Below are 26,335 nucleotides of genomic sequence, written 5' to 3'. Positions count from 1 at the left end.
CCTCTCCCCTGGCGGCTTTTTCTTTTTTTCTGCTGAGGCATAACGTATGGCATGCGGCGAATTTTCCCTGATTGCCCGTTATTTTGACCGTGTCAGAAGCTCTCGTCTTGACGTCGAAACCGGTATTGGCGACGACTGTGCACTTCTGAACATCCCTGATAAACAGACGCTGGCAATCAGCACCGATACGCTGGTGGCGGGCAACCACTTCCTGACCGACATTGATCCAGCCGATCTGGCGTACAAAGCGCTGGCGGTGAACTTAAGCGATCTGGCGGCAATGGGGGCCGATCCGGCGTGGCTGACGCTGGCAATCACCCTGCCTGAGGTGGACGAACGCTGGCTGGAAACCTTCAGCGACAGTCTGTTTGATCTCCTGAATTACTACGATATGCAACTGATTGGCGGCGACACCACGCGGGGGCCGCTGTCGATGACATTGGGTATCCACGGCTTTGTTCCTGCCGGGCGCGCACTGAAACGCTCTGGGGCGAAACCGGGTGACTGGATTTACGTGACCGGCACGCCGGGTGATAGCGCCGCAGGTCTGGCGATTTTGCAGAACCGTTTGCAGGTTGCCGATGAGGGTGACCGCGAATATCTGCTCAAACGTCACCTGCGTCCGACGCCGCGTATTTTGCAGGGCCAGGCGCTGCGCGATCTGGCCAGTTCAGCGATTGATCTCTCTGACGGACTGATTTCCGATCTTGGGCATATTGTTAAAGCCAGCGCCTGTGGCGCGCGCGTCGATCTCGATGCGCTGCCGTGGTCAGGCGCGATGACGCGTCACGTCGAGCCCGAACAGGCGCTGCGCTGGGCGTTGTCCGGTGGTGAAGACTATGAGTTATGCTTTACGGTACCGGAACTGAACCGCGGCGCGCTGGAGGTGGCTATGGGACAGCTTGGCGTTGCCTTTACCTGCATTGGGCAGATGAGCGCGGATGTGGAAGGGATTCATTTCATGCGTGACGGAATGTCTGTGACTTTTGACTGGAAAGGATATGACCATTTTGCCACGCCATAAAGATGTCGCCAAAAGCCGCCTGAATCTGCTTAACCCGTGGCATTTACTGGCGACCGGGTTTGGTAGCGGCCTCAGTCCGATTGTTCCAGGTACGATGGGATCGCTGGCGGCGATTCCCTTCTGGTATCTGATGACCTTTCTGCCGTGGCAGCTCTATTCGCTGGTGGTGATGCTGGGCATCTGTATCGGCGTCTATCTTTGCCATCAGACGGCAAAAGACATGGGCGTGCACGATCACGGCAGTATCGTCTGGGATGAATTCATCGGAATGTGGATCACGCTGATGGCGCTGCCGACCCTCGACTGGCGGTGGGTCGCCGCCGGGTTTGTGATTTTCCGTATTCTGGATATGTGGAAGCCGTGGCCGATCCGTTGGTTCGATCGCAATGTACATGGCGGGATGGGGATCATGGTGGACGATATTGTCGCCGGAGTGATTTCCGCGGGGATCCTCTATTTCATCGGACATCACTGGCCGATCGGGATTATTTGACGGGTGATGTCGGTGCCGGATGACGGCGTTAACGCCTTATCCGGCCAGGGATCGTGTGCCTGAGCCCGATAAGCGAATCGCCATCGGGCAATGTGAGGCTATTTAAATCCGGCGATCGGATGCGGTTTATACGGTGTTTCCAGCTCGGCGATGTGCTCGGGTTTCAGCGTGAGATCCACGGCGTTCAACAACTCATCAAGCTGTTCTTCCCGCGATGAGCCGATAATCGGCGCGGCAATCCCTGGTTTGCTTAACAGCCACGCCAGCGCCACCTGGGCACGCGTTGCGCCAAGCTCTTCGCTCACGCCGGCCAGCCGGGCGGCAATTTGCGCATCATTTTCGTCGCTTTCGCTATACAGCTTTTTCCCCACTTCGTCAGAAACCAGGCGCGCCGTGGTTTCTCCCCACGGACGCGTCAGACGCCCGCGGGCCAGCGGGCTCCACGGGATCACCGCCACACCTTCCTGATAGCACAGCGGCAGCATTTCGCGTTCTTCCTCGCGGTAGATGAGGTTGTAGTGGTCCTGCATACTGACAAACTGCGCCCAGCCATGCTGTCTTTGCAGCGCCAGCGCCTGGGCAAACTGCGACGCATGCATTGATGACGCGCCGATATAACGCGCTTTGCCGGCCTTGACCACATCGTTTAACGCTTCCAGCGTCTCTTCAATCGGCGTGTTGTAATCCCAGCGGTGAATTTGCAGGATATCGACGTAGTCCATCCCCAGCCGTCTCAGACTGTCATCAATAGAACGCAGGATTTGCGCGCGGGATAATCCTTCCGGCAGGTCATCCACCCGATTAAACACTTTGGTGGCGACCACCACCTCATCACGACGGGCGAAATCGCGCAGTGCGCGACCGACAATCTCTTCACTGCTGCCGGCTGAATAGTTGTTCGAGGTATCGAAAAAGTTGATGCCGCCCTCAAGGGCGCGCTGGATGATAGGGCGACTGCTCTCTTCGGGAAGCGTCCAGGCGTGGTTTCCACGATTCGGCTCGCCGAACGTCATGCAGCCCAGACAAAGGCGGGAAACCCGGAGGTCCGTTTTTCCTAAGATGTTGTATTGCATTATTTCGCTCCTGTTATGCTCGTTATTCAGTAAGCATAGCAGGAGCGAAGTGGCGATTATGCCAACCAGGCCTTGATTTTGGCCTCAATGCCTGCGGCATCCAGACCCAACCCGGCACGGGCTTCATCCTGAGTTCCTTGTGGAATGAAAAAGTCCGGCAGGCCAATATTCAGGACAGGAACCGGTTTGCGGTGCGCCATCAGCACTTCGTTCACGCCGCTACCGGCCCCGCCCATAATGGCGTTTTCTTCCAGCGTCACCAGCACCTCATGACACGCTGCCATTTCAAGGATCAGGGCTTCATCCAGCGGTTTCACAAAGCGCATGTCGACCAGTGTGGCGTTGAGGGATTCCGCGACTTTCGCCGCATCTGGCATCAGCGTGCCGAAGTTGAGGATCGCCAGCTTTTCGCCGCGACGCTTCACCACGCCTTTTCCGATCGGTAGTTTTTCCAGCGGTGTCAGCTCAACGCCGACGGCATTTCCGCGTGGATAGCGCACCGCCGTTGGGCCATCGCTGTAGTGATAACCGGTAAACAGCATCTGGCGGCATTCGTTTTCATCGCTCGGGGTCATGATGACCATGTCCGGGATGCAGCGCAGATAGGAGAGATCGAACGCCCCCTGGTGCGTTTGTCCGTCAGCCCCGACAATCCCCGCACGATCAATCGCAAACATGACCGGTAGCTTTTGGATCGCCACATCATGAATCACCTGATCGTATGCGCGTTGCAGGAACGTTGAGTAGATAGCGACAACCGGCTTGTAACCGCCAATCGCCAGTCCGGCAGCGAAGGTCACCGCGTGCTGCTCGGCAATCGCCACGTCAAAGTAGCGGTCCGGGAATTTACGCGAGAATTCGACCATGCCGGATCCTTCGCGCATGGCTGGGGTGATCGCCATCAGCTTACTGTCTTTGGCCGCCGTTTCGCACAACCAGTCGCCGAAGATTTTCGAATAGCTCGGCAGACCGCCGCTGCTTTTCGGCAGACAACCGCTGGACGGATCGAATTTCGGTACGGCGTGGAAAGTAATGGGGTCTTTTTCCGCCGGCTCATAACCCCGACCTTTCTTGGTCATGATATGCAGGAACTGCGGACCTTTCAGGTCGCGCATGTTTTTCAGCGTGGTGATAAGTCCCAGGACATCGTGACCGTCGACCGGGCCGATGTAGTTAAAGCCCAGTTCTTCAAACAGCGTGCCGGGCACGACCATGCCTTTGATATGTTCTTCGGTGCGTTTGAGCAGTTCTTTAATCGGCGGTACGCCAGAGAATACTTTTTTTCCGCCCTCGCGCAGGGAAGAGTAAAGTTTACCGGAGAGCAACTGCGCGAGGTGATTGTTCAGCGCGCCGACGTTCTCAGATATCGACATTTCGTTATCGTTGAGGATGACCAGCATGTCGGGTTTGATATCGCCAGCATGGTTCATCGCCTCGAATGCCATCCCGGCGGTAATCGCCCCGTCGCCAATCACGCAGACGGTACGGCGATCTTTACCCTCTTTTTCCGCAGCAACCGCCACGCCGATGCCTGCGCTGATCGAGGTGGAGGAGTGACCCACGCTCAGGACGTCGTATTCACTTTCACCGCGCCACGGGAACGGGTGCAGGCCGCCTTTCTGGCGGATAGTGCCAATTTTATCGCGACGACCGGTCAAAATCTTGTGCGGATAAGCCTGATGACCCACGTCCCAGATGAGCTGGTCAAACGGGGTGTTATAGACATAGTGTAGCGCCACAGTCAGCTCGACCGTGCCCAGCCCGGAGGCGAAGTGTCCGCTGGAACGACTGACGCTGTCGAGTAAATAGCGGCGCAGTTCGTCGCAGAGTTTCGGCAGACTCTCTTTTGGTAGCAGTCGTAACTCCTGGGTGGAGTCGACCAGTGCCAGGGTAGGGTATTTGGCGATATCAAAACTCATCAGAGGCCTTTAAGTAAGACAGAGTGTTTATTTATTACGCTGGATTATGTAGTCCGCTAGCGCTTCCAGTGCCGAGGTATCGAGTGACTGTGCGGCCAGTTGGTTTAGCGACTGGCGAGCCTCTGCGATTAAATCCCGGGCTTTATTCCGGGCTTGCTCAAGGCCCAGAAGTGCAGGATAGGTACTTTTGCCAAGCTGCTGATCGGCGCCCTGACGTTTACCCAACGTTGCAGTATCGCCCACCACATCCAGAATGTCATCCTGAACCTGGAATGCCAGACCGATACTTTCTGCGTATTTGTCGAGTATTGGCAGTGCATTTCTGCCTTTTTCTCCGGCACTTAACGCCCCCAGGCGAACCGCGGCGCGAATCAACGCGCCCGTCTTATGACGATGGATTTTCTCCAGCGCCTCCAGCGGCACCTGTTTACCTTCGGCGTCGAGATCCAGCGCCTGACCACCGCACATTCCGGCGATGCCACTGGCGCTCGCCAGCTCGGAAATCATTGCGATTCGATCGCGGTCAGCAACTTCCGGCATCGGAGCGTCGCTGATAATCGAGAATGCCAGCGTTTGCAGGGCATCACCCGCCAGAATCGCATTGGCCTCGCCAAACTTGACGTGACAGGTCGGCAGGCCGCGACGCAGATCGTCATCGTCCATTGCGGGCAGATCGTCATGGATCAGCGAGTAAGCATGAATGCACTCAACGGCGGCTGCCGGGGCATCCAGCGTGTTCAGGCTGATACCAAACATCTGACCGGTGGCATACACCAGAAACGGACGCAGACGTTTACCGCCTAATAATGCGCCATACTGCATGGTTTCGACCACGGGAGTGTTCTGAAAGGGCAGTGGGGCAATAAAACGGCTCAGCGCCTGGTTGGCCTGCTCGACGCAGGCCTGAAGCTGCTGCGAAAAATCCATTTACTCGTTATCCGCTGTAAAAGGCGTAGGGGATGCGTCTTCATTGTCAGACAGCAGAATTTGCACACGCTGTTCAGCCTGTTGCAATTTCACCTGACCCTGACGTGCCAGCTGCACGCCACGTTCGAATTCGTTCAGCGCCTCTTCCAGCGGCAGATCGCCACTTTCCAGACGCGTTACAATTTGCTCCAGCTCGTTCAGCGACGTTTCAAAGCTGACCGGCGCCTCATTTTTCTTCGCCATAATAAATGTCGGACTCTCAGTATTTTCAGCCCTGATATGGTAACGGACTCAGAGCAATTATCAAATTTACCCACCCAACTTCAGGCTGCATGTACGTTGGCCGCATTCGCTCACTCCAGCCGCTTACGTGTTTAGCGCCAGGGGATATTCCCCTTTGCCGCCCGCCTGCAACTTGAATTATTGAGGGTATAACGCGCAATGTGCACAGGAATCGCGTGATAGTGGTATACTTCCGCGCCTGGATGCAGCCGCTTAACGGGGTTGCTGTACTATTTCTCCACGACAAGCCGTAACTGGCTTGCTAAAGAACCATTGCCGCCATGAAGTTTATCATTAAATTGTTCCCGGAAATCACCATCAAAAGCCAATCTGTGCGTTTGCGCTTTATAAAAATGCTGACCGGGAACATTCGTAACGTTTTAAAGCACTATGATGAGACCCTCGCCGTGGTCCGTCACTGGGATAACATCGAAGTTCGCGCGAAAGATGAAAACCAGCGTCTGGCGATCCGCGACGCGCTGACCCGTATCCCGGGGATTCACCACATTCTCGAAGTTGAAGACGTGCCGTTTACCGATATGCACGATATTTTCGAGAAGGCGCTGGTGCAGTACCGCGATCAACTGGAAGGCAAAACCTTCTGCGTGCGCGTTAAACGTCGCGGTAAACACGAGTTTAGCTCTATTGACGTGGAACGTTACGTAGGCGGCGGTTTAAATCAGCATATTGAATCGGCGCGCGTGAAGCTGACCAATCCAGACGTTACTGTGCATCTGGAAGTGGAAGATGATCGTCTGTTGCTGATCAAAGGCCGTTACGAAGGGATCGGCGGTTTCCCGATCGGGACCCAGGAAGACGTGCTGTCGCTGATCTCCGGCGGCTTCGACTCCGGCGTTTCCAGCTATATGCTGATGCGTCGTGGCTGCCGCGTTCACTACTGTTTCTTTAACCTCGGCGGCGCGGCCCATGAAATCGGCGTTCGTCAGGTGGCGCACTATCTGTGGAACCGCTTCGGCAGTTCGCATCGCGTGCGTTTTGTCGCCATCAACTTTGAACCGGTGGTCGGTGAGATCCTCGAGAAAGTGGATGACGGCCAGATGGGCGTGGTACTGAAACGTATGATGGTTCGTGCGGCGTCGAAAGTGGCGGAGCGCTATGGCGTGCAGGCGCTGGTCACCGGCGAAGCGCTGGGACAGGTCTCCAGCCAGACGCTGACCAACCTGCGTCTGATCGATAACGTCTCCGATACGCTGATTCTGCGTCCGCTGATCTCTTACGATAAAGAGCACATCATCAATCTGGCGCGCCAGATTGGGACTGAAGATTTTGCCCGCACCATGCCGGAATACTGCGGCGTGATTTCAAAAAGCCCAACGGTGAAAGCCATCAAGGCGAAGATTGAAGCGGAAGAACAGAACTTTGAATTCAGCATCCTCGACAAAGTGGTCGAAGAAGCCAGTAATATCGATATTCGCGACATCGCGCAGCAGACCCAGCAGGACGTGGTGGAAGTTGAAACCGTCAGCGGTTTTGGCCCGAACGACGTGATTCTGGATATCCGCTCCATCGACGAGCAGGACGATAAGCCGCTGAAGGTAGAAGGTGTCGATGTGGTTTCACTGCCGTTCTACAAGCTGAGCACTCAATTCGGCGATCTCGACCAGAATAAAACCTGGCTGTTGTGGTGCGAGCGCGGCGTGATGAGTCGTCTGCAGGCGCTGTATCTGCGCGAACAGGGCTTTGAGAATGTGAAGGTGTATCGCCCGTAATCGCGATTTTCCCCGGCCATCCGCGCCGGGGGAATCTTACTCCTGCAGATGAAGCGCTTCGACGCTTCTCACTAACTGCCCGGCAATCTGCGGCATGTCGTCTGCACTGAAGAACCCCATCGTCACGGCAATCGCCACCAGCTCTCCCTTTTCATTCCGTAGCGGACAGGCAATCGACTGTGCGCCAGGGATCCCCTGTGTCGGATGGTGACGCACCGCGTAGCCCCGAGAGCGTATCTGCTCGATCAGTTGTGCCTGCGCCTGGTTTTGCGGCTGATAAGTGGAATAACTCATGAATACCTGACCCGCTGAACTGGCGTGAAGCGGAACGGGCGTGTTGGGTAGAAAATCGATATCTACATTACGGAAGCTGCGATTGTAGTGCTTCAGCACTAATCCGCCGTCCGTCTCAACCACCACGCCGGTAGAGTGGTTAAAGGTATCGCGAAACGCGATCAGCGCCGTATTGAGTTCACTCACCGGATCGCGTGCTGCTGTTGGTTTCCCCGCCATCTGAAGAAGGGTTGACCCCAGGCAGTAAAGTCCTTTTTCGTTTTGCCCCAGCATACCGGTTCGACAGAGTGAGACCAGGTACTTGTGTAAACGACTTTTCGACAGATTGCATCCCGTGGCGATATCGATGGCCCGTGTCTGGCCGTTTTGACTGGCAACAAACGCCAGAATATTGACGGCGATATCAACCGAATTGACCCCTTGCGATGTTTCAGCCATATGCGTTCTCTTTTTTGATTCTTCGCGAGTATACCATCGCGGCTGAAATCAGTACTGCCTTCGCAATTTAAAAAGCGCACTACGCCTAAATGGTTAGATGTTGACCTGGGTCAGGTTAATCACTGGTGAACCTGGGTTAACTAATAATGAACTATTTTAGAGGCAAGAACATGGACGCATTGAGCAATATCCGCTTAAAAAGAAGAACCCTGTTAAAAGGGTTCGGTGTGGTGGGGTTATCTTCATTAGCACCGACGTTTCTGACGCTACGTCAGGCTAACGGTGCGCCTTTACCCCGATTTCGTCTTAAGCAATCGGACTACCAGACGTTCCGCTCGACCTGTGCGATGGAATGTTTGCACTGCAACCTGACGGCGTACGTCTGGAAAGACCGGTTAATGAAAATTGAAGCGACGAAAGGCTTCAATGTGAAGTGCTGTTTACGGGGAATTAGCCGTACCAAATGGGTCTATCACCCATTACGGCTGACGCAGCCATTGTTGCGGACGGGAGAAAAAGGCGAGGGGAAATTTAAACCGATCACCTGGGACGCCGCGCTGGATCTCATTGAAAAGAACATCCGGGAGACCATTGCCACTGAGGGCAATAAAGGGTTACTGCTCACTGCCGCTTCCGGGAACATGGACTCCATCAAGAACGATATGGCCAAAGCCTTTTTCGATTATCTTGGTGGCAGTACCAAAACCGCGGGGTCGCTCTGTTGCGCGGCGGTCACTGCGGCGATGATGCCGATGGTTGGCCTGCGCTATGCCGATACCCGCGATACCATTGCAGACAGCCGCTACATTTTGTGTTGGGGGAATAACCCGGCGGTCACCATGCATGCCTATTTTAAAAACTACTCACAGGCGCAGAGAAACGGCGCACGGTTGGTGGTGATCGATCCGCGATTTAACGAAACGGCGGCCAAAGCCGACGAATGGGTGCCGATCGTGCCGGGTACGGATATCGCCCTGGCATTAGGGATGATTAACATCATCATGCAGGAGAAACGCTATGACGCGGACTTCCTGCGCGCGCATACCGGTGCGGTTTATCTGGTGGATCCGCAGCAGCAACTGATGCGTGCCGACCCAAATGACGCGGACAGCTATCTGGTGTTTGATACCCAGAGTCAGACCCTGAAACGCCATGATGCGCCCGGCGTAATACCCGCATTGCTCAGCGAGGAATTACCTGCCAACAGTGAATTCACCACCGTGCTGGATAACGTCTGGGCGCAGGCAAAACCCTGGACAGCGCAGAGAGTGGAGGAGGAGACTGACGTGCCCGCGCAGACGGTGCTCCGTCTGGCACGAGATTACGCTGCAACGCAACCGGCGATGATTGTTCAGAACATGTCGGGGGCACAGAGAACCGAGTTTGGGACTTACGTCGCTGCCAGCCAGTTCTATCTGGCGTTGATCACCGGCAATATCGGCAAAGCCGGGGCGGGGGTCTGCGATGCGGGTGGCGTCAGACAGATGGCAAAATTCTCGCCCATCGTTCCTCCGGCGCCAAATGCGGCCAAAATTCCCGCCATTCCTATTCCTAAAATTGGTGACTGGGTCGTTAATGAAAAACCGCATGCGATTAAGTTCTGGTGGAATATGACGCTGGGTGCGATGACCCAGTTACCCAACACCAACCAGGTCAGAGAGGCCTTTAAAAAGGTACCGTTTGTGGTAGTAGCCGACAATCTGATGAGTTCGTCTGCGCTGTACGCCGATCTGGTGCTCCCCGTCACGACCATTTTTGAGGATGTCAGCCTTATGGCGGGCGTGCGCAGTCACTATGTGCAACTGATGGAGAAGGCCGTGGAGCCGCCGGGAGAAGCCAAACCCGATTACTGGATTTTTGCCCGGCTGGCCGAACGCTTTGGTTTTGGCGAGGTTTTTAACCAGCCTATTGAGCACTATATCGACACCTGCCTGAAAGGCTCGGGCATTACCCGCGACATGCTGAAAAAGGGGCCGGTATGTCCCGTCGAAGATGACTGGATCCCGTTTAAAGACGGCCAGTTCCTCACCTCGACCGGCAAAGCGCATCTGTACATTGAGGAGTGGGCGAAGAAAGATTTCCTGCCGGTGGTGACCTGGAAGCAGGTGAAAGAATCGGTTAAAGGATCGCCTGAACTGGCTCAAACCTACCCGCTAATGGCGGTGCAGCGCAAACTGGCGCGCAGCGTGCACTCCAGCCACGGGATGAATGAGTGGATCCTGGAGGTTCAGTGTAACCGCCCGAATGTGATGATCCATCCGGAAGATGCCCGTCAGCGAAAGATTCAGCCCGGAGAGTGGGTCGTGGTGTTCAATCACCGCGGTCAGCATCGGGCGATTGCTGACGTGACCACCCATATCAAACGCGGAGTGGTGAGTCTGGATAACGGCTGGTGGGAGCAGCAGGGCGGAAGCAGTAGCCATGTGACTAACGATCAGGTGGAAGTGTTGGGCAATGGACACTGTTGCAACAGTACGCTCGTCGATGTGAGAAGGGAGGCTTAATTGCATGAAACAGTATGGATTTCTTATTGATATGCAAAATTGCTACGGTTGTAAAACCTGTAGCATGGCCTGCAAATCAGAAAACATGACGCCGATGGGCGTTCTCTGGCGTCGGGTTCGTGAACGCCATACGGATGAACCCAATACGCAAGCCTTCATCAGTATGTCGTGCAACCACTGCGATGACCCGCAATGCATGAAAGTCTGCCCGGCGGGGACGTACAGCAAACGCGCCGACGGCATTGTCGTGCAGGCTCACGATCGCTGCATTGGCTGCCGGATGTGCATCATGGCCTGTCCGTGGAGTGCACCGGTGTACGATCCCGCAGAAGGGAAAACCAGTAAGTGCAATCTGTGTGCTGAACGTCTCGATGAAGGATTGCAGCCGCGCTGCGTAGAATCCTGTCCGGCAGGCGTATTACGTTTTGGCGAGATCGCTGAGCTGCGTAAGGAGCATACGACGCCATGGACGGTGCTGGAAAAACGCTACAACCTGCCCGATCACACGATTAGCCAGCCTAACATTGTCATTATTCCGCCGCGGGATTAAGGAGAACAACATGGAACAGTATGAATTGCCGTTGGTCTTCTTCACCGTCTTTGCTCAGTGGGGGACTGGCGGGGTACTGGCGCTGACGCTATGCCAGGCTTTCAGCGCACAGAAATTCAGCGCAATGCAGTGTCGTACGCTGGCGCTTCGGTTCTGGATCATTACCGTGCTGGGGTCCTGTGCGTCGCTGGCGCATCTGGGCGCGCCTGAAGGTGCTTACCGATCTCTGACTGGACTGGGGAGCTCCTGGCTCAGCCGGGAAGTGGCCGCGTTTATTGTGCTCAATGGCGTGATGTTTTGCTGGCTACTGCTGTGCTGGTTTAGGCCTGCGCCGCGCGGAGTGACGCTGCTGGGCGGTGTGACGGCACTGGTGGGATTGGGTACTATTCTGGTGACGTCGCAGGTCTATTACCAGATGCCGTTACACCCGCTCTGGCGCAACGCTGCGACGCCTGCCGCTTTCCTGGGAACGGCGTTGCTGACGGGGTTTATGAGTGTCGCCATTGCCAGAGCGTACTGGCACCTTTCACCTTCTACGGTCTGTAATGCGGGGATTGTGACTGGCATTGTACTGAGTGCAGGCGCACTGGTCCTTCGTTATCAGGTTCCGGGCGCCGATGCATCCAGCCCTCTGCTCTGGTGGCAGCTGTTCGCCAGCGTGTGCGTCGCGGTGTGGGGAATATCACGTCTGAACAGCGGGATGCGCAGTTGGCTATGGGTGGCACTCATCATCACGGGAGAACTGGCCGGTAGAATGCTGTTTTACAGCAATGTCATGAGTTCCGCGCCCTGGTTTTGAATGATTGGTCTCCAGGCCGGATGGCGATGCTAAAGCGTCTTATCCGGCCTGGAGACTGACGCGCGTGGCGTCATCTTACTCGTAGTAATTATAAATACCTGCCGCCATCACCAGTTGTGATGCGACTTCATGGGCTTTTTCACGCCCAACCAACAGGTCGATAATCTTTAAGCCAAAATCGATTGAGGTTCCCGGGGCCTGGCTGGTAAGTAATTTGACCCGCGGGTCCCACACCACGCGTTTATCCTGCCATTGTTCTGCGGGTATTTTATCTTTCAGCGCCGGGAAACCGGTCATATTGCCGATGGGAAAAATGTCATGCGGAACGAGTACGGTAGCGGCTGCCGCGCAAATGGCGGCGACAATCCGTCCGGAACGGTGAAACTGTTTAACGGTTTCAACCAGCAGCGTGCTGTCGCGAAAACACTCGGCGCCCTTAATGCCGCCCGGCAGGACGATGATGTCGTAGTCGCCATCGGCCACGGCAACCAGCGGCGCATCCGCCAGCAGTTTTACGCCGCGTGAACAGACAATGGTCAGACTGCCGTCGCTGGCGACGCTCGCGGTGGTGACGTTGATTCCACCACGAACCAGCAGGTCGATAGTGGTAACCGCTTCGGTTTCTTCACTACCAGGGGCGAGGCATACCAGTGCCGATGCGCTCATACTCACTCTCCTTACGTTTTACTAACTCAAACAGGCGGCTGTTTTCCGGCACCGCAATCCCGTGGGCACGGGCGCGTTTCAACAGATAGCCGGTAATGTAGTCTATCTCGGTATGACGCATGGCCCGGATATCCTGCAGCATAGACGAGATGTTTTCTGCTGTGCTGTCAATAACTTGCTCGACATAATAGCGTAAATCGTCCACCGAGGTATGGTGACCTTCGCGCTCAATGACCGCCGCGACTTCCTGGCAGATCAGATTGACCTCTTCAGGATGGTTGCGCAGTTCGCCATTCGGGCAGTTCCACAGCGCGGTCAGGGGATTGATCACACAGTTCACCGCCAGCTTGCGCCACATCTCGGCGCGAATATTATTATGCCAGGCGACGTCAGGCAGCACGCATTGCAGCAAATCGGCGAGATAGCTGAAATCGCCATCCTGCTCGCGCGCCGGACCGATACGCGTGGTGCCGTTCGCGACGTGGATAATGACGTTGCCATCGCGACGTGCAGCGTGGGTGGTCGTTCCCATCAGCAAGGGTTGGTGGATAGCGTGCAATTCTTCAATCGTTCCCATGCCGTTATGGATCAACAGAATGGGCGTCATTTCCGACAGCGTTGACGCCAGCGCTTTGACCGCGTCGGAGACCTGCCACGCTTTGAGCGTCACCAATAGCAAATCGCTGGTGGCTAAAAACTCCGGATCGTTTGCCGTCAGGGATTCGTTAAATATCGACCCGTCCGTCTCAATCACATTCACGCTGCAATAGGGCTGCGGAACGCGCAGCCAACCTTGTACTTCATGTCCCTGTTTGCACAGCGCCGAAAGCCATAACTGTCCTAAGGCTCCGCATCCCAGTACGGTAATTTTCATTCTTCCTCCTCACCCGCAACAGCACCAGGTGTTTGCTAACATAGTATAGCGCTGTCTGTTGAGTCACTTTGCAGGTATTATGCTTCGCATCAAAAATGAAGGGAGAGGAAAAGATGCCATCTTTCGATATTGTGTCTGAAGTTGATCTTCAGGAAGCTCGTAACGGCGTAGATAACGCCATTCGGGAAGTTGAGTCACGTTTTGATTTTCGCGGCGTTGAAGCGACCATTGAGCTCAATGATGCCAATAAAACCATCAAGGTGCTGAGCGAATCCGATTTCCAGGTCAACCAGTTGCTGGATATTCTGCGTGCCAAGTTGCTTAAGCGCGGCATTGAAGGGGCATCGCTTGATGTACCGGAAGAGTTCGTACACAGCGGGAAAACCTGGTTTGTCGAAGCGAAGCTGAAGCAGGGCATCGAGAGCGCCGTGCAGAAGAAGATCGTTAAGCTGATTAAAGACAGCAAGCTGAAGGTGCAGGCGCAGATTCAGGGCGAAGAGATTCGCGTGACCGGGAAATCCCGCGATGACCTCCAGTCCGTGATGGCGCTGGTGCGCGGCGGCGATTTGGGACAGCCGTTCCAGTTTAAAAACTTCCGCGATTAATCTTTAACGGTCCGGCTTTCCGGACCGTTTTCTTTTTTACGCCTGGCTGATGGCCTGTTCAACCTCAAAGCGGTTGGTCACTTTGCTGTCGATCTTCACATAGGCGGAATGTTCCTGCTGTGCAATCAACACTTCACTGACGCCTTCTGTTGCCAGTAAACGCTGCTTCAGCACGTCATCGGCTGCAATCTCCGGTGGAATGACCACCCGCAGGCTGCTGACATACGGCGGCTCTTTCATGGTGCTGGCGACGGCAAGCCAGACAACGGCTAAAAACGCTCCGGCAAGGAAAACCGTCTGACCGTCAAACATCCCATCGACCCAACCGCCCAGTGACCCGCCCAGCGCGACGCCGAGGAACTGGCTGGTGGAATACACGCCCATCGCCGTGCCTTTATAGCCCGCCGGAGACTCTTTGCTGATGAGCGAAGGGAGGAGGGCTTCCATCAGATTGAAGGCGAGGAAGAACAATTGCACACCGATAATCAGTTCCCAGAAATGGCTGCCCGCGCCCCAGAGAACAATCTCGGCAATCACAATCAGCGCGACGCAAAACAGGAACACCCGTTTCATCCGCCGCTTCACTTCGGCGTAGATAATAAACGGGACGACCGAGCCAAACGAAATCAGCATCGTCACCAGATACACTTTCCAGTGTTCCGCTGCGGGTAGCCCGGCATCAGCCAACTGGCCGGGTAGGGCAACGAAGGTGGACATCAGCAGAATGTGCAGACACATGATGCCAAAGTTGAGTTTCAGCAGTTTCGGTTCCGCCAGCACTTTGCTGAAGCTGCCTTTCACCATTCCTGATTCGCGATTAAGCACGTGGTTGTCACTGTCTGGCACCACCCACAGCGTCAGGACGATCCCAAGCGTCGCCAGGACGGCGATCATCCAGAAGAGGGCGTTGAGACCCAGGGCGTGGGTGATGATTGGCCCAAGCACCATGGCGATCGCGAAGGTGATGCCAAAGCTTACGCCAATAAACGCCATCGCTTTCGTGCGGTTTTGCTCGCGGGTTAAATCTGACAGCAGCGCCATCACCGCGGCGGCAATCGCGCCCGAACCTTGTAACGCGCGGCCAAGAATAATGCCCCAGATGGAGTCTGACAGCGCGGCGATAATACTGCCGAGAATAAACACCGCTAACCCGTCGACAATCAGCGGCTTACGACCGATACGGTCGGAAAGCAGTCCGAAGGGGATCTGAAAAATAGCCTGCGCCAGACCATAGATGCCGATGGCGAGTCCAATCAAGGCTTCACTGGCGCCCTGTAGCGCCATACCGTATGTGGTCAGAACCGGCAGGACCATAAACATGCCAAGCATGCGCAGCGAAAATACGGTCCCTAAACCCCAGGTGGCGCGCAACTCACCCGGCGTCATTTTATAATCGTTCATTCCCACCTCTGTCTCAATTTCGCGCCTAGTGTAAAGCGCTAAGCAGGCGGGGTAAACATGAGGTTATTGAGTAAATATTACCGGAAGAGAGATTTGTGACAGAAATAGAAAAGGGTGCCGAAGCACCCTTTTAATACCGTTATTTGGCTTACCAGACGTAGGTCAGCAGATTGTGTGAATCCGGCACCATAAAGTCGACGGACATCATCACGGAGAGCGCGGTAATGGCGATGATGGAGAAACCGAACAGCTTGCGCGCCCAGACTCTGTCATCTTCCACTTTGTAACCGCGCAGCGCCATGCCTAACCACCAGACGCTCACCGCTGCCGCCACCACCAGATATTTATATCCGGCATAGCCGCCCAGAGAGAGCATCAGCGTCGCGATGGCAAATGCGATGATGTACAGCGTAATGTGGTTCTTGGCGACGGAAATGCCTTTCACCACCGGCAGAACCGGGATGTTAGCCGCCTGATAATCCTTAAAGCGGAAAATCGCGATGGCATAGGAGTGCGGCATCTGCCACAGGCTGAAAATCGCCAGCAGAATCAGCGCGCCGCTGTCGAACTCTCCGGTGACTGCGCAGTAGCCGATCACCGGCGGCGCCGCGCCGGAGAGAGAGCCGATCAGCGTCCCGTAGACCGAGTGGCGTTTCATATACAGGCTGTAAACGCCCACATAAACCACAAAGCCCATCACCCCCAGCCAGCAGGCCAGAGGGTTCGCGCCAAACCACAGCAGCATGAAGCCAGCAATACCCAGCAGGGTGGCGTACACCAGCGAGACTTTAGGAGAGATCAGGCCTCTTACCAGCACCCGATTCTTGGTCCTTTCCATCTTTCTGTCGATATCCCTGTCGATGTAGTTGTTAAATACACAACCCGACGCCACAACCAGTGACACTCCGACCAACGTGTAGATGAACAGGGGATAGTCGATGCTGCCCTTGGAGGCCAGCAGGAACCCCCCGATCACCGAGATCAGGTTGCCAAAGATGATGCCTGGTTTCGTTACTTGCAGGTATTGCTTAAACATCATAACCGCCGCTCTTAGTGCATCATCATATTGTAGTTGAGGTTCCACATGATCCAGATGGAACCGACAACCAGGATGGCGATGATCAGCACGGTAAAGACAAAAGCCGTCATGTTCCAGCCTTCATCAGATTTGGTGTTCATGTGCAGGAAGCACACCAGATGCACCAGAATCTGCACCACTGCCATTGCCAGGATAGTCCCCAGAATTACGGCCGGAGAGGCAGCACCTGTCATTACCATCCAGAACGGAATGACCGTCAGGATGACCGACAGGATAAACCCTGTCATGTAGGTTTTTACGCTGCCATGGGACGCGCCGCTGTTCACGTTAGAATGACTCATTACATCGCCCCCATCAGATAAACAACAGTGAACACACAGATCCACACCACGTCCAGGAAGTGCCAGAACAGGCTCAGGCACATGATGCGGGTGCGGTTGGTGCTGGTCAGGCCGCGACGGGCGATCTGTACCATCAGCACGGCCATCCAGATAAGACCGGACGTCACGTGCAGACCGTGGGTGCCGACCAGCGCGAAGAACGCAGAGAGGAAGCCGCTGCGATCCGGGCCCATACCGTTAACAATCAGATGATGGAATTCATAGATTTCCATCCCGATGAAACCGGCACCAAACAAGAAGGTCAACGCCAGCCAGGAAACCACCTGGCTCTTGTTGTTCTTGTGCATGGCGATCGCCGCCATGCCATAGGTAATGGAGCTGAACAACAGCAAGAAAGTTTCAACCAGAACGAACGGCAGTTCGAAAATGTCCTTACCTGTCGGGCCACCTGCGGTGCCGTTCACCAGAACGGCATAGGTAGCAAACAGAATAGAGAACAGAATGCAGTCGCTCATCAGGTAGATCCAAAATCCGAAGATTTTGTTCTGGCCTGCATCGTGGTGCCCGTGTTCGTGCGCGTGGGCAGTCGCGTGCGCTAAAGTATCAGTTGCCATTTTTCAGCCCTGCCTTAGTAATCTCATCGAAATGCTGGTTTTCCAGTTTTTCGATTTCCGGGACCGGCACGTAGTAGTCCACATCTTCATCAAAGCTTTTCACAATCCAGCTGATGATCATGCCTGCGAAGCTTGCAATAGCCAGCCACCAGATATGCCAGATCATGGCGAAACCAAACAGCGTAGCGAAGGCGGTAATGACGATACCGGCACCGCTATTCTTCGGCATATGAATCTCTTCATAGTGCGCAGGTTGCTTGTACGCTTCACCTTTTTCTTTCATTTCCCAGAAGGCATCACGCTCATGAACGTGTGGCACAACGGCAAAGTTATAGAACGGAGGCGGAGAAGACGTTGCCCATTCCAGCGTACGGCCACCCCATGGGTCACCGGTCAGATCACGGTTCTGTTCGCGGTCGCGAATAGAAACATACATCTGAATGAACTGGCACAGGATACCGACCGCAATCAGCGCGGCGCCACAGGCAGCAACAACCAGCATCGGATGGAACTGAGGGTCAATCTGCTGGCTGAGACGACGAGTCATCCCCATAAAGCCCAGCACATACAGCGGCATGAAAGCAACGAAGAAGCCGATGATCCAGAACCAGAATGCGCGTTTACCCCAGGTTTCGTTCAGCGTGAAGCCAAACGCTTTTGGCCACCAGTAGGTCATACCCGCGAAGCAACCAAATACGACGCCGCCGATAATAACGTTATGGAAGTGCGCAATCAGGAACAGACTGTTGTGCAGTACAAAGTCCGCGCCCGGGACCGCCAGCAGTACGCCGGTCATCCCGCCGACTGAGAAGGTCACGATAAAGCCGATCGTCCACAGCATTGCTGAGTGGAATACGATACGGCCCTGATACATGGTGAACAGCCAGTTGAAGATCTTCACCCCGGTCGGGATGGCGATAATCATGGTGGTAATACCGAAGAAGGCGTTAACGTTCGCACCGGCACCCATTGTAAAGAAGTGGTGCAGCCAGACGATGAACGACAATACGGTAATACACACGGTTGCCCACACCAGCGAGGTGTAACCAAACAGACGTTTACGTGAGAAGGTCGCGGCGATTTCCGAGAACACCCCGAATACCGGCAGAATCAGAATGTACACTTCCGGATGGCCCCAGGCCCAAATCAGGTTGATGTACATCATCATGTTGCCGCCCATATCGTTGGTAAAGAAATGGGTGCCCAGATAACGATCCAGGGTAAGCAACGCGACGGTAACCGTCAGAATCGGGAAGGAGGCGATAATCAGGATGTTTGCGCATAGCGATGCCCAGGTAAAGACCGGCATCTTGAACATGGTCATGCCTGGCGCGCGCATCTTAATGATAGTCACAAAGAAGTTGATACCGGTCAGGGTTGTACCAATACCGGACAACTGGACTGCCCATATCCAATAGTCGACCCCGACGCTTGGACTGTACTCAATTCCCGAGAGCGGCGGGTACGCCAGCCAACCGGTCTGCGCGAATTCACCCACACCCAGGGACAGGTTAACCAGGATAACGCCGACAACGGTGAACCAGAAGCTCAGGTTGTTCAGGAACGGGAACGCAACGTCACGCGCACCAATCTGCAGTGGAACCACCAGGTTCATCAGACCGATAACAAATGGCATTGCCACGAAGAAGATCATGATCACGCCGTGAGCCGTGAATATCTGATCGTAGTGGTGAGGCGGCAGGAAGCCCGCTTCACCTGCAGACGCCAGCGCTTGCTGACTACGCATCATGATGGCGTCAGCAAAGCCACGAACCAACATGACGATAGCGACGATGACATACATGATGCCAAGGCGTTTGTGGTCAACCGAAGTTAGCCACTCTTTCCACAGGTAGGTCCACTTACCAAAGTAAGTAATCAGGCCAAGTAAAGCCGCACCACCGATGATAATTGCAGCGATCGTAACCATGACGATGGGTTCATGGAACGGAACTGCATCCAGTGTCAATTTTCCGAACATCGTATTCTTCCTCAGCCCCTTGAGTTGGCGGCTTCCGCGTGGCTCATGTCCATGCCTTCCATTCCTTCGTGCGAGCTGTGCTCACCTTCCGGTTGGGTCATGTCCATGCTCTGACCGTGAGCCATAAATTTGTTAATCACGTCTTTAAACAAATCGGGTTTCACGTTGGAGAAGTATTCCACCTGGTTGTATTCGCTTGGCACAGCCACTTTCTCGAACGCAGCCATGTCGCTCATGGTGTTCGGTGACTGTTTCGCTTTAGCAACCCATTGGTCGAATGCGGCGCGGTCCTCTGTTGCGATAGCCTTGAACTTCATACCGGAGAAGCCAGGTCCGCTATAGCTTGCGGAGATACCGTCATAGGTACCGGCTTCATTGGCGATCAGATGCAGGCGAGTCTGCATACCGGCCATGGCATAAATCTGGCTGCCCAGACGTGGGATGAAGAAGGAGTTCATCACGGAGTTAGAGGTCACTTTGAAGTACACCGGAGTGTTCGCCGGGAAGGCGATTTCATTCACGGTAGCAATGCCCTGTTCCGGGTAGATGAAGAACCATTTCCAGTCCATGGAAACCACTTCGATGGTAATGGGCTTCTCGTCATGCGCCAGCGGCTTGCTTGGCTCAAGAGCGTGAGTGGTTTTCCAGGTCAGCACGGCAAGGAAAATGATGATTAAGATAGGAACCGTCCAGACCACCGCTTCCACTTTATTGGAGTGTGACCAGTTCGGGCTATACTTCGCATCTTTATTGCTTGCACGGTACTTCCAGGCAAAACCTACAGCCATCAAGATTGCAGGAATAACGACGATCAACATCAGGCCAAATGCCGTCAGTATCAGCGAACGTTGCTCCAGTCCAATCTGTCCTTTGGGATCTAACAGCGCAGAATTACAGCCACTGAGTAATGCAGTGCCTGCAATTAATGACAACCATCCCAAACTTTTATTGTATTTCCTGAGTCTCATTTAACGACCTCAATTCCACGGGACCGGGTGGCGTTTAAAGTGTGTGGGCATTTTACGGGAAGGTTACATTACTGTAAACATCATTGGATCTGTGTTACCGGGTTCTGCCGCCCGTGTCACATATGTTGCAAGATATGTCGTTTCAGCATTAAGAACCTGTTGCAACATCACGTTATAACGAAAGGGGACTTCAGGAAGGCGACGCGAGGGCAATTGGTATAACCAATGCAAAAATAAAACAATTGGTTAACAAGTGATTATCAATAAAGAGACAAATAAAATACAAAAAATAAATGTGTTTCGGCTGAATCGAGTAAGGAAAATAAAACCTATAAAAGGCGTCAATAATTTCCAGATTCTATTGCGCACAAAACAACAAATATTAATTTTTTCAGTTGTTGTTTATTTAGCCGATATAATTACGCAAGGTGATTACAACGGCTAAATAAAGGGGCGCTTACACCAGCCGCGTTTTGCGTAGCGCCAGATAGTCGAGCAAGCCGCCAAACACGATGCCGAAAATGGCGATAGTCACTGCGACTTCCAGCAGTCCGGCGAGGAAGGAGAAGTTAGTGAACGCCAGCGCGTTCAGCGACAGCAACAGCAGCCAGACGGCAAGCAACACGCATCCCGCCATCAAAATCCATAACGCCAGACGGTAGGCCGAACGGAATTCTGTTCGCGGCAGGAAACTTTCGCTCTGTCGCGTGTACTCCAGCGTTTGCCGACACACCAGCAGCAATATCAGGCCCGGAACGGCGGCCACGACGGAGAAAAGATAAAACGTCGACCAGCCATGCGCCTCGACAAACCAACCGGCAACCGGGCCAACATAGACGCGCCCCACGGCAGAAAGCGCTGACAGCAGGGCAAACTGGGTGGCGGAAAATGACTTATTACACAGCGTCATCAGTAGCGCGACGAACGCTGACGTCCCCATTCCCCCGCACAGGTTCTCGAAAAACACCGCCGCAGCCATGCTGAACATGTGCTTGTCGGTCACCGACAGGAGCCAGTATCCGGCGTTAGAGACGCCCTGCAGAATGCCGAAAATCAGTAAAGCGCGAAACAGCGTCAGCCGTTGCATCAACACCCCGCCGTACAGCGCGCCAATAATCGTGGCGATAAGCCCCAGCGTTTTATTGACGACGCCCACTTCTCCGGCGTCAAAGCCCACACCACGAATCAAAAAGGTGGTGGTCAGGCTCATGGCGAAGGCATCACCCAGCTTATAAAGGATGATGAGCAGCAAAATCAGCCAGGCGTTGTTACGTCCGAAGAAATCGCGTAGCGGGGCTGCGACTGCCTGCTCCAGCGTTTTTGGCACCGGAATGCTGTCGGTCGGTTCGGGGGCGAGCAGAGTGGAAATAATACAAGGGATCAGTAATGCTGCCATCAGCCAGTACATGCCTTGCCAGCCGAGCCAGCGGTCGGCCATCCACAGCGCCAGTCCACCGGACACCAGCATGCCGAGGCGATAGCCGAGCACGCTGATTGCCGCACCGGTTCCGCGCTCTTCTGCGGCTAAGACGTCCGTTTTCCAGGCGTCAAACACAATATCTTGCGACGCTGAACAAAAGGCGATCACTACCGCCAGCGCCGCCATCCATCGCAACTGGCTACCGGGCTCCAGAAAACCCATCGCAGCGATGGAGACCAGCAACAAACATTGCGTCGTCAGCAACCAGCCACGACGACGACCTAAAAAGGGCGGTGTGTAGCGGTCCATGACCGGAGACCAGAGAAATTTAAAGACGTAAGCCTGACCGACCAGCGAAAAGAAACCGATGGTTTTCAGGTCGATATTCTCGACGGTCATCCATGCCTGAAGCGTACCGGAGGTCAACGCGAGCGGCAGGCCGGAGGCAAAACCTAACATCAGCAAAATGGCTGATTTCGGTTGTTGAAAAATGCGTAAGTAGTGACTAGGCATGGGCATATAAAGCTGACCCGGCGCGGAGCCGGGTCAGGGGGCAGAAATTAACGAGCGTTCTGTTTGATGAAGTCGTGGACGCTAGTGTCCTGAGACATATCAGTAATCGTATCGGTCAGCACGCTGTTAACCGCGTTGGCGATATTCTTGTTGGTCGCCTGGAACGCGCCTTCAACGGAGTAGCTGGCACGGTAGTTTTTGGTCATCTTGTTGCCGTTGGCCGCCGTCGCGATGATCGCGATATCGGCCTTGGTGGCGATGTTATAACGCACGTTGCCCTGAGACACATCCGCGTATAGCTGGTTAACAATGATCTGCAGGTTCACCGCACCGTTCGGGCCAACCATATAACCGCGCGAGGTCATCTGTTTTTCCAGTACTTCTTGTAACAGGAAGCGCAGATCGCGGGAGGCCGTCAGTGTCACCAGCTGATTGTCGCGGGTCACTTTCGCCAGCGCCTGGTCCGGACGCTGATCGGCGCCGTTGATGCTAACGGTCACGCCCATCAGGCTAGGATCCTGTTGTGGGAGCGTGATTTTAGGCGAAACGTCAATCGTGGTTGGTGGTGTCGCACAGCCCGCCAGCATGAAAAGCGCGATTAACGGGAAGAGGATTTTTTTTAACATGTTCGTGCTCTCAGTAACTCTTAATCATATGGATAGAGAAAAATTCCCGCCATCATAACATCGCCAACGGCGAGGGGAAGTGGGTAACGCATGTAAATTCATCATGTTGTCGGAATAATGAAGTTATAGAGACCAAATTGGGCATTTATGCCATCCCCCAACGGGTTGAATCAGTAAACTTCATCGCGTTGATGGCGAAAATCAGACGAAGGCTAAATTTTTGTTGTAATGGCGCAATGGAACCGGTAAAAGCGGCTAATATTTAAAGGGATGGGTGACATCTCAGCGCCGTTTGAGGAGATATATCATGATGATACGTGAGCAAATAGAAGAAAAATTAAGGGCAGCGTTCCAACCCGTGTTCCTCGAGGTCGTGGATGAAAGCTATCGTCATAATGTCCCGGCTGGCTCAGAAAGCCACTTTAAGGTCGTTCTGGTTAGCGATCGCTTTACCGGCGAGCGTTTTTTGAATCGTCATCGGATGATCTACGGTACATTAACCGCAGAACTGTCTACGACGGTCCACGCGCTGGCTCTGCATACTTATACCATTAAAGAGTGGGAAGGGTTGCAGGATACGATCTTTGCGTCACCTCCCTGTCGTGGTGCGGGAAGCATCGCGTAAAAACGCATTTGCAACTGCTGGCGTTTTTCCAGTATGTTGCTAAAGATTATGTGAAAACGGCCTGCGGGCCGTTTTGTTTTGTCTGAATTTTGCACGAGTCAAACCCTTTTCAGGGCAAGAATAGCCGGGAATTGTGAAAAATGCCGCAGCAACGCGTAATAACCGTTCTCGACTCATAAAAGTGATGCCGCTATAATGCCGCGTCTTATTTGAATGTCTTCGGGATGATTCTGACGACAGGGAATGTGATTGATTAAGAGAACATCCCGGTTCCGCGAAGCTAATAATCTGTGCTTGCGGAGTAGAGTTGACCGAGCACTGTGATTTTTTGAGGTAACAAGATGCAAGTTTCAGTTGAAACCACTCAAGGCCTTGGCCGCCGTGTAACGATTACTATCGCTGCTGACAGCATCGAGACCGCTGTTAAAAGCGAGCTGGTCAACGTAGCGAAGAAAGTGCGTATTGACGGCTTCCGTAAAGGCAAAGTACCGATGAATGTTGTTGCTCAGCGTTATGGCGCGTCCGTTCGCCAGGACGTTCTGGGTGACCTGATGAGCCGCAACTTCGTTGATGCCATCATCAAAGAAAAAATCAATCCGGCTGGCGCACCGAACTACGTTCCGGGCGAATACAAACTGGGTGAAGATTTCACCTACGCGGTAGAATTCGAAGTCTATCCGGAAGTTGAACTGACCGGCCTGGACACAATCGAAGTTGAAAAACCGGTTGTTGAAGTCACCGATGCGGATGTTGACGTGATGCTGGATACCCTGCGCAAACAGCAGGCGACCTGGAAAGATAAAGACGGCGCCGCGGATGCAGAAGACCGCGTTACCCTCGACTTCACCGGTTCTGTAGACGGCGAAGAGTTCGAAGGCGGTAAAGCGTCTGATTTCGTACTGGCGATGGGCCAGGGTCGTATGATCCCGGGCTTTGAAGACGGTATCAAAGGTCACAAAGCGGGCGAAGAGTTCACCATCGACGTGACTTTCCCGGAAGACTACCACGCTGAAAACCTGAAAGGTAAAGCGGCGAAATTCGACATCAACCTGAAGAAAGTGGAAGAGCGTGAGCTGCCGGAACTGACTGAAGAATTCATCAAGCGTTTTGGCGTTGAAGATGGTTCCGTTGCCGGTCTGCGTACTGAAGTCCGTAAAAACATGGAACGCGAGCTGAAAGGCGCGGTGCGTAACCGTGTTAAATCTCAGGCAATCGACGGTCTGGTGAAAGCGAACGACATCGACGTTCCTGCTGCACTGATTGACAGCGAAATCGACGTTCTGCGTCGTCAGGCTGCTCAGCGTTTCGGTGGTAACGAGAAACAAGCGCTGGAACTGCCGCGTGAACTGTTCGAAGAACAGGCTAAGCGTCGCGTAGTTGTGGGTCTGCTGCTGGGCGAAGTGATTCGTACCAATGAACTGAAAGCGGATGAAGATCGCGTGAAGGGCCTGATCGAAGAGATGGCTTCTGCTTACGAAGATCCGAAAGAAGTGATCGAGTTCTACAGCAAAAATAAAGAGCTGATGGACAACATGCGTAACGTCGCTCTGGAAGAGCAGGCGGTTGAAGCGGTTCTGGCGAAAGCCAAAGTGACTGAAAAAGCCACGACCTTCAATGAGCTGATGAACCAGCAGGCGTAATTCCGCTTAAACGCGCGAATTTCGCTCAAAGGCCCGTCACCGTCAGGTGGCGGGTCTTTTTTTTGTCATGACTTTTGCATGGAAGCGTGCGAAAAAGCCCTTTTCGGTGTTAGCGTTCAGGCAAAAGATTGTTATGCTTGAATTATGGCGATGCCGTACCCATAACAGAGGGACTAGCTGATAATCCGTCCATAAGGTTACAATCGGTACAGCAGGTTTTTTCATTTTTTATCCAGGAGACGGAAATGTCATACAGCGGCGAACGAGATAATTTTGCACCCCATATGGCGCTGGTGCCGATGGTCATTGAACAGACCTCACGTGGTGAGCGCTCTTTTGATATCTACTCTCGTCTACTTAAGGAACGTGTCATTTTTCTGACCGGCCAGGTCGAAGATCATATGGCTAACCTGATTGTGGCGCAGATGCTGTTCCTGGAAGCCGAAAACCCGGAAAAAGATATCTACCTGTACATTAACTCTCCGGGCGGCGTAATTACCGCAGGCATGTCGATTTATGACACCATGCAGTTTATTAAGCCAGACGTCAGCACCATTTGTATGGGCCAGGCGGCCTCAATGGGCGCGTTCTTGCTGACGGCCGGGGCGAAAGGTAAACGTTTCTGCCTGCCGAACTCCCGCGTAATGATTCATCAGCCGTTGGGCGGTTACCAGGGCCAGGCAACGGATATTGAAATTCACGCCCGTGAAATCCTGAAAGTTAAAGGGCGCATGAACGAACTAATGGCACACCATACGGGTCAATCTCTTGAGCAGATTGAGCGTGATACTGAGCGCGATCGCTTCCTCTCTGCCGCTGAGGCAGTTAAGTATGGCTTAGTCGACTCGATTTTGACCCATCGTAATTGATGCCCGAGGCGCAACTGTGCCGCTATACTTACCAGGGGCGGCACAACGCGACAAAGCGAGTTGCGCCTGAGAATGGCATTTTGCGTCGTCGTGTGCGGCACAAAGAACAAAGAAGAGGTT

At 54.0% G+C, this 26,335-nt stretch carries 25 protein-coding genes; 10 read left to right on the top strand and 15 right to left on the bottom strand.

Annotated elements, in window-relative coordinates; translation table 11 throughout:
• The first annotated feature begins 46 nt into the window (after nt 1-46).
• Together thiL and pgpA are read left to right on the top strand one after the other, a co-directional pair.
• The gene (gene thiL / locus OGW13_RS10690; RefSeq protein WP_109739943.1) at nt 47-1,024 is read left to right on the top strand and encodes a thiamine-phosphate kinase; all 978 of its coding nucleotides are present in this window, start codon (nt 47-49) and stop codon (nt 1,022-1,024) included.
• The gene (gene pgpA / locus OGW13_RS10685; protein ID WP_043001597.1) at nt 1,002-1,517 is read left to right on the top strand and encodes a phosphatidylglycerophosphatase A; all 516 of its coding nucleotides are present in this window, start codon (nt 1,002-1,004) and stop codon (nt 1,515-1,517) included. Before thiL ends, pgpA begins: the two co-directional genes overlap by 23 nt.
• A 98-nt stretch (nt 1,518-1,615) precedes the next feature.
• On the opposite strand, the gene OGW13_RS10680 is transcribed toward pgpA, so the two are convergent.
• Genes OGW13_RS10680 through xseB form a run of 4 tightly spaced genes read right to left on the bottom strand, consistent with a single transcriptional unit; the run spans nt 1,616 to nt 5,679 of the window.
• Nucleotides 1,616-2,590: an aldo/keto reductase gene (locus OGW13_RS10680; RefSeq protein ID WP_054176075.1), complete on the bottom strand. Its 975-nt coding sequence runs from the start codon at nt 2,588-2,590 to the stop codon at nt 1,616-1,618.
• A gap of 56 nt (nt 2,591-2,646) precedes the next feature.
• Nucleotides 2,647-4,509 carry a 1-deoxy-D-xylulose-5-phosphate synthase gene (dxs, locus tag OGW13_RS10675; RefSeq protein ID WP_043001595.1) on the bottom strand — a complete coding sequence of 621 codons (1,863 nt, stop codon included), beginning with the start codon at nt 4,507-4,509 and terminating at the stop codon, nt 2,647-2,649.
• A 27-nt stretch (nt 4,510-4,536) separates the two neighbouring features.
• Nucleotides 4,537-5,436 (bottom strand): (2E,6E)-farnesyl diphosphate synthase, encoded by a 900-nt coding sequence (gene ispA / locus OGW13_RS10670; RefSeq protein WP_043001594.1) that lies wholly within the window; start codon nt 5,434-5,436, stop codon nt 4,537-4,539.
• Nucleotides 5,437-5,679 (bottom strand): exodeoxyribonuclease VII small subunit, encoded by a 243-nt coding sequence (gene xseB, locus OGW13_RS10665; protein WP_042324547.1) that lies wholly within the window; start codon nt 5,677-5,679, stop codon nt 5,437-5,439.
• Between the two features lie 320 nt (nt 5,680-5,999).
• Here xseB and thiI point away from each other — a divergent pair, with 320 nt between their 5' ends.
• The gene (gene thiI / locus OGW13_RS10660; RefSeq protein ID WP_287116068.1) at nt 6,000-7,448 is read left to right on the top strand and encodes a tRNA uracil 4-sulfurtransferase ThiI; all 1,449 of its coding nucleotides are present in this window, start codon (nt 6,000-6,002) and stop codon (nt 7,446-7,448) included.
• A 36-nt stretch (nt 7,449-7,484) separates the two neighbouring features.
• On the opposite strand, the gene OGW13_RS10655 is transcribed toward thiI, so the two are convergent.
• Nucleotides 7,485-8,180 carry an IclR family transcriptional regulator gene (locus tag OGW13_RS10655; RefSeq protein ID WP_125339500.1) on the bottom strand — a complete coding sequence of 232 codons (696 nt, stop codon included), beginning with the start codon at nt 8,178-8,180 and terminating at the stop codon, nt 7,485-7,487.
• 170 nt (nt 8,181-8,350) lie between these two features.
• Between OGW13_RS10655 and OGW13_RS10650 the strand changes: the two genes are divergently transcribed.
• Genes OGW13_RS10650 through OGW13_RS10640 form a run of 3 tightly spaced genes read left to right on the top strand, consistent with a single transcriptional unit; the run spans nt 8,351 to nt 12,033 of the window.
• Entirely contained in the window at nt 8,351-10,684 is a 2,334-nt protein-coding gene (locus OGW13_RS10650) for a molybdopterin-containing oxidoreductase family protein (protein ID WP_287116067.1), read from the top strand.
• Between the two features lie 4 nt (nt 10,685-10,688).
• Entirely contained in the window at nt 10,689-11,234 is a 546-nt protein-coding gene (locus OGW13_RS10645; protein ID WP_287116066.1) for a 4Fe-4S dicluster domain-containing protein, read from the top strand.
• A 10-nt stretch (nt 11,235-11,244) separates the two neighbouring features.
• Nucleotides 11,245-12,033, top strand: coding sequence for a dimethyl sulfoxide reductase anchor subunit family protein (locus OGW13_RS10640; protein WP_287116065.1), 789 nt, complete (start codon nt 11,245-11,247; stop codon nt 12,031-12,033).
• A 75-nt stretch (nt 12,034-12,108) separates the two neighbouring features.
• On the opposite strand, the gene yajL is transcribed toward OGW13_RS10640, so the two are convergent.
• Both yajL and panE read right to left on the bottom strand, forming a co-directional pair.
• Nucleotides 12,109-12,699: a protein deglycase YajL gene (gene yajL / locus OGW13_RS10635; protein ID WP_043001589.1), complete on the bottom strand. Its 591-nt coding sequence runs from the start codon at nt 12,697-12,699 to the stop codon at nt 12,109-12,111.
• Nucleotides 12,662-13,573 (bottom strand): 2-dehydropantoate 2-reductase, encoded by a 912-nt coding sequence (panE, locus tag OGW13_RS10630; protein ID WP_044258965.1) that lies wholly within the window; start codon nt 13,571-13,573, stop codon nt 12,662-12,664. The genes yajL and panE overlap by 38 nt, the downstream gene beginning before the upstream one ends.
• 113 nt (nt 13,574-13,686) lie before the next feature.
• On the opposite strand from panE, the gene OGW13_RS10625 reads away from it, so the two are divergent.
• Complete coding sequence (locus OGW13_RS10625; protein WP_043001587.1) at nt 13,687-14,178, top strand: YajQ family cyclic di-GMP-binding protein; 492 nt, start codon at nt 13,687-13,689, stop codon at nt 14,176-14,178.
• 36 nt (nt 14,179-14,214) lie between these two features.
• On the opposite strand, the gene OGW13_RS10620 is transcribed toward OGW13_RS10625, so the two are convergent.
• From OGW13_RS10620 to OGW13_RS10585, 8 genes are all read right to left on the bottom strand, one after another.
• On the bottom strand, nt 14,215-15,579 hold the full coding sequence (locus OGW13_RS10620) for an MFS transporter (RefSeq protein ID WP_287116064.1): 1,365 nt from the start codon (nt 15,577-15,579) through the stop codon (nt 14,215-14,217).
• Nucleotides 15,580-15,727: 148 nt separating this feature from the next.
• A complete protein-coding gene (gene cyoE, locus OGW13_RS10615) occupies nt 15,728-16,618 on the bottom strand; it encodes a heme o synthase (RefSeq protein ID WP_080343218.1) in 891 nt (296 codons plus the stop codon).
• An 11-nt stretch (nt 16,619-16,629) separates the two neighbouring features.
• The gene (locus OGW13_RS10610) at nt 16,630-16,959 is read right to left on the bottom strand and encodes a cytochrome o ubiquinol oxidase subunit IV (RefSeq protein WP_043001584.1); all 330 of its coding nucleotides are present in this window, start codon (nt 16,957-16,959) and stop codon (nt 16,630-16,632) included.
• Complete coding sequence (locus OGW13_RS10605) at nt 16,959-17,573, bottom strand: cytochrome o ubiquinol oxidase subunit III (RefSeq protein WP_043001583.1); 615 nt, start codon at nt 17,571-17,573, stop codon at nt 16,959-16,961. The genes OGW13_RS10610 and OGW13_RS10605 overlap by 1 nt, the downstream gene beginning before the upstream one ends.
• On the bottom strand, nt 17,563-19,554 hold the full coding sequence (gene cyoB / locus OGW13_RS10600) for a cytochrome o ubiquinol oxidase subunit I (RefSeq protein WP_043001582.1): 1,992 nt from the start codon (nt 19,552-19,554) through the stop codon (nt 17,563-17,565). Before cyoB ends, OGW13_RS10605 begins: the two co-directional genes overlap by 11 nt.
• A gap of 11 nt (nt 19,555-19,565) precedes the next feature.
• A complete protein-coding gene (gene cyoA / locus OGW13_RS10595; RefSeq protein ID WP_043001581.1) occupies nt 19,566-20,522 on the bottom strand; it encodes a cytochrome o ubiquinol oxidase subunit II in 957 nt (318 codons plus the stop codon).
• Nucleotides 20,523-20,979: 457 nt separating this feature from the next.
• Nucleotides 20,980-22,455, bottom strand: a complete 1,476-nt coding sequence (ampG, locus tag OGW13_RS10590) for a muropeptide MFS transporter AmpG (RefSeq protein WP_043002002.1) — start codon at nt 22,453-22,455, stop codon at nt 20,980-20,982.
• A gap of 47 nt (nt 22,456-22,502) precedes the next feature.
• Nucleotides 22,503-23,081 carry a lipoprotein gene (locus OGW13_RS10585; RefSeq protein WP_043001580.1) on the bottom strand — a complete coding sequence of 193 codons (579 nt, stop codon included), beginning with the start codon at nt 23,079-23,081 and terminating at the stop codon, nt 22,503-22,505.
• A gap of 307 nt (nt 23,082-23,388) precedes the next feature.
• On the opposite strand from OGW13_RS10585, the gene bolA reads away from it, so the two are divergent.
• The 3 genes from bolA to clpP all read left to right on the top strand — a co-directional run bounded on the left by bolA (nt 23,389) and on the right by clpP (nt 26,215).
• Nucleotides 23,389-23,706: a transcriptional regulator BolA gene (gene bolA, locus OGW13_RS10580; protein ID WP_042324511.1), complete on the top strand. Its 318-nt coding sequence runs from the start codon at nt 23,389-23,391 to the stop codon at nt 23,704-23,706.
• Between the two features lie 341 nt (nt 23,707-24,047).
• The gene (tig, locus tag OGW13_RS10575; protein ID WP_287116063.1) at nt 24,048-25,346 is read left to right on the top strand and encodes a trigger factor; all 1,299 of its coding nucleotides are present in this window, start codon (nt 24,048-24,050) and stop codon (nt 25,344-25,346) included.
• 245 nt (nt 25,347-25,591) lie between these two features.
• A complete protein-coding gene (gene clpP, locus OGW13_RS10570; RefSeq protein ID WP_287116062.1) occupies nt 25,592-26,215 on the top strand; it encodes an ATP-dependent Clp endopeptidase proteolytic subunit ClpP in 624 nt (207 codons plus the stop codon).
• Nucleotides 26,216-26,335: the final 120 nt, after the last annotated feature.

This window comes from Citrobacter sp. Ca225 (assembly GCF_030337175.1).
GTDB lineage: Bacteria > Pseudomonadota > Gammaproteobacteria > Enterobacterales > Enterobacteriaceae > Citrobacter_A > Citrobacter_A amalonaticus.
The sequence above is the reverse complement of the archived record's forward strand: the minus strand, read 5'-3'. Positions and strand labels throughout refer to the sequence as shown.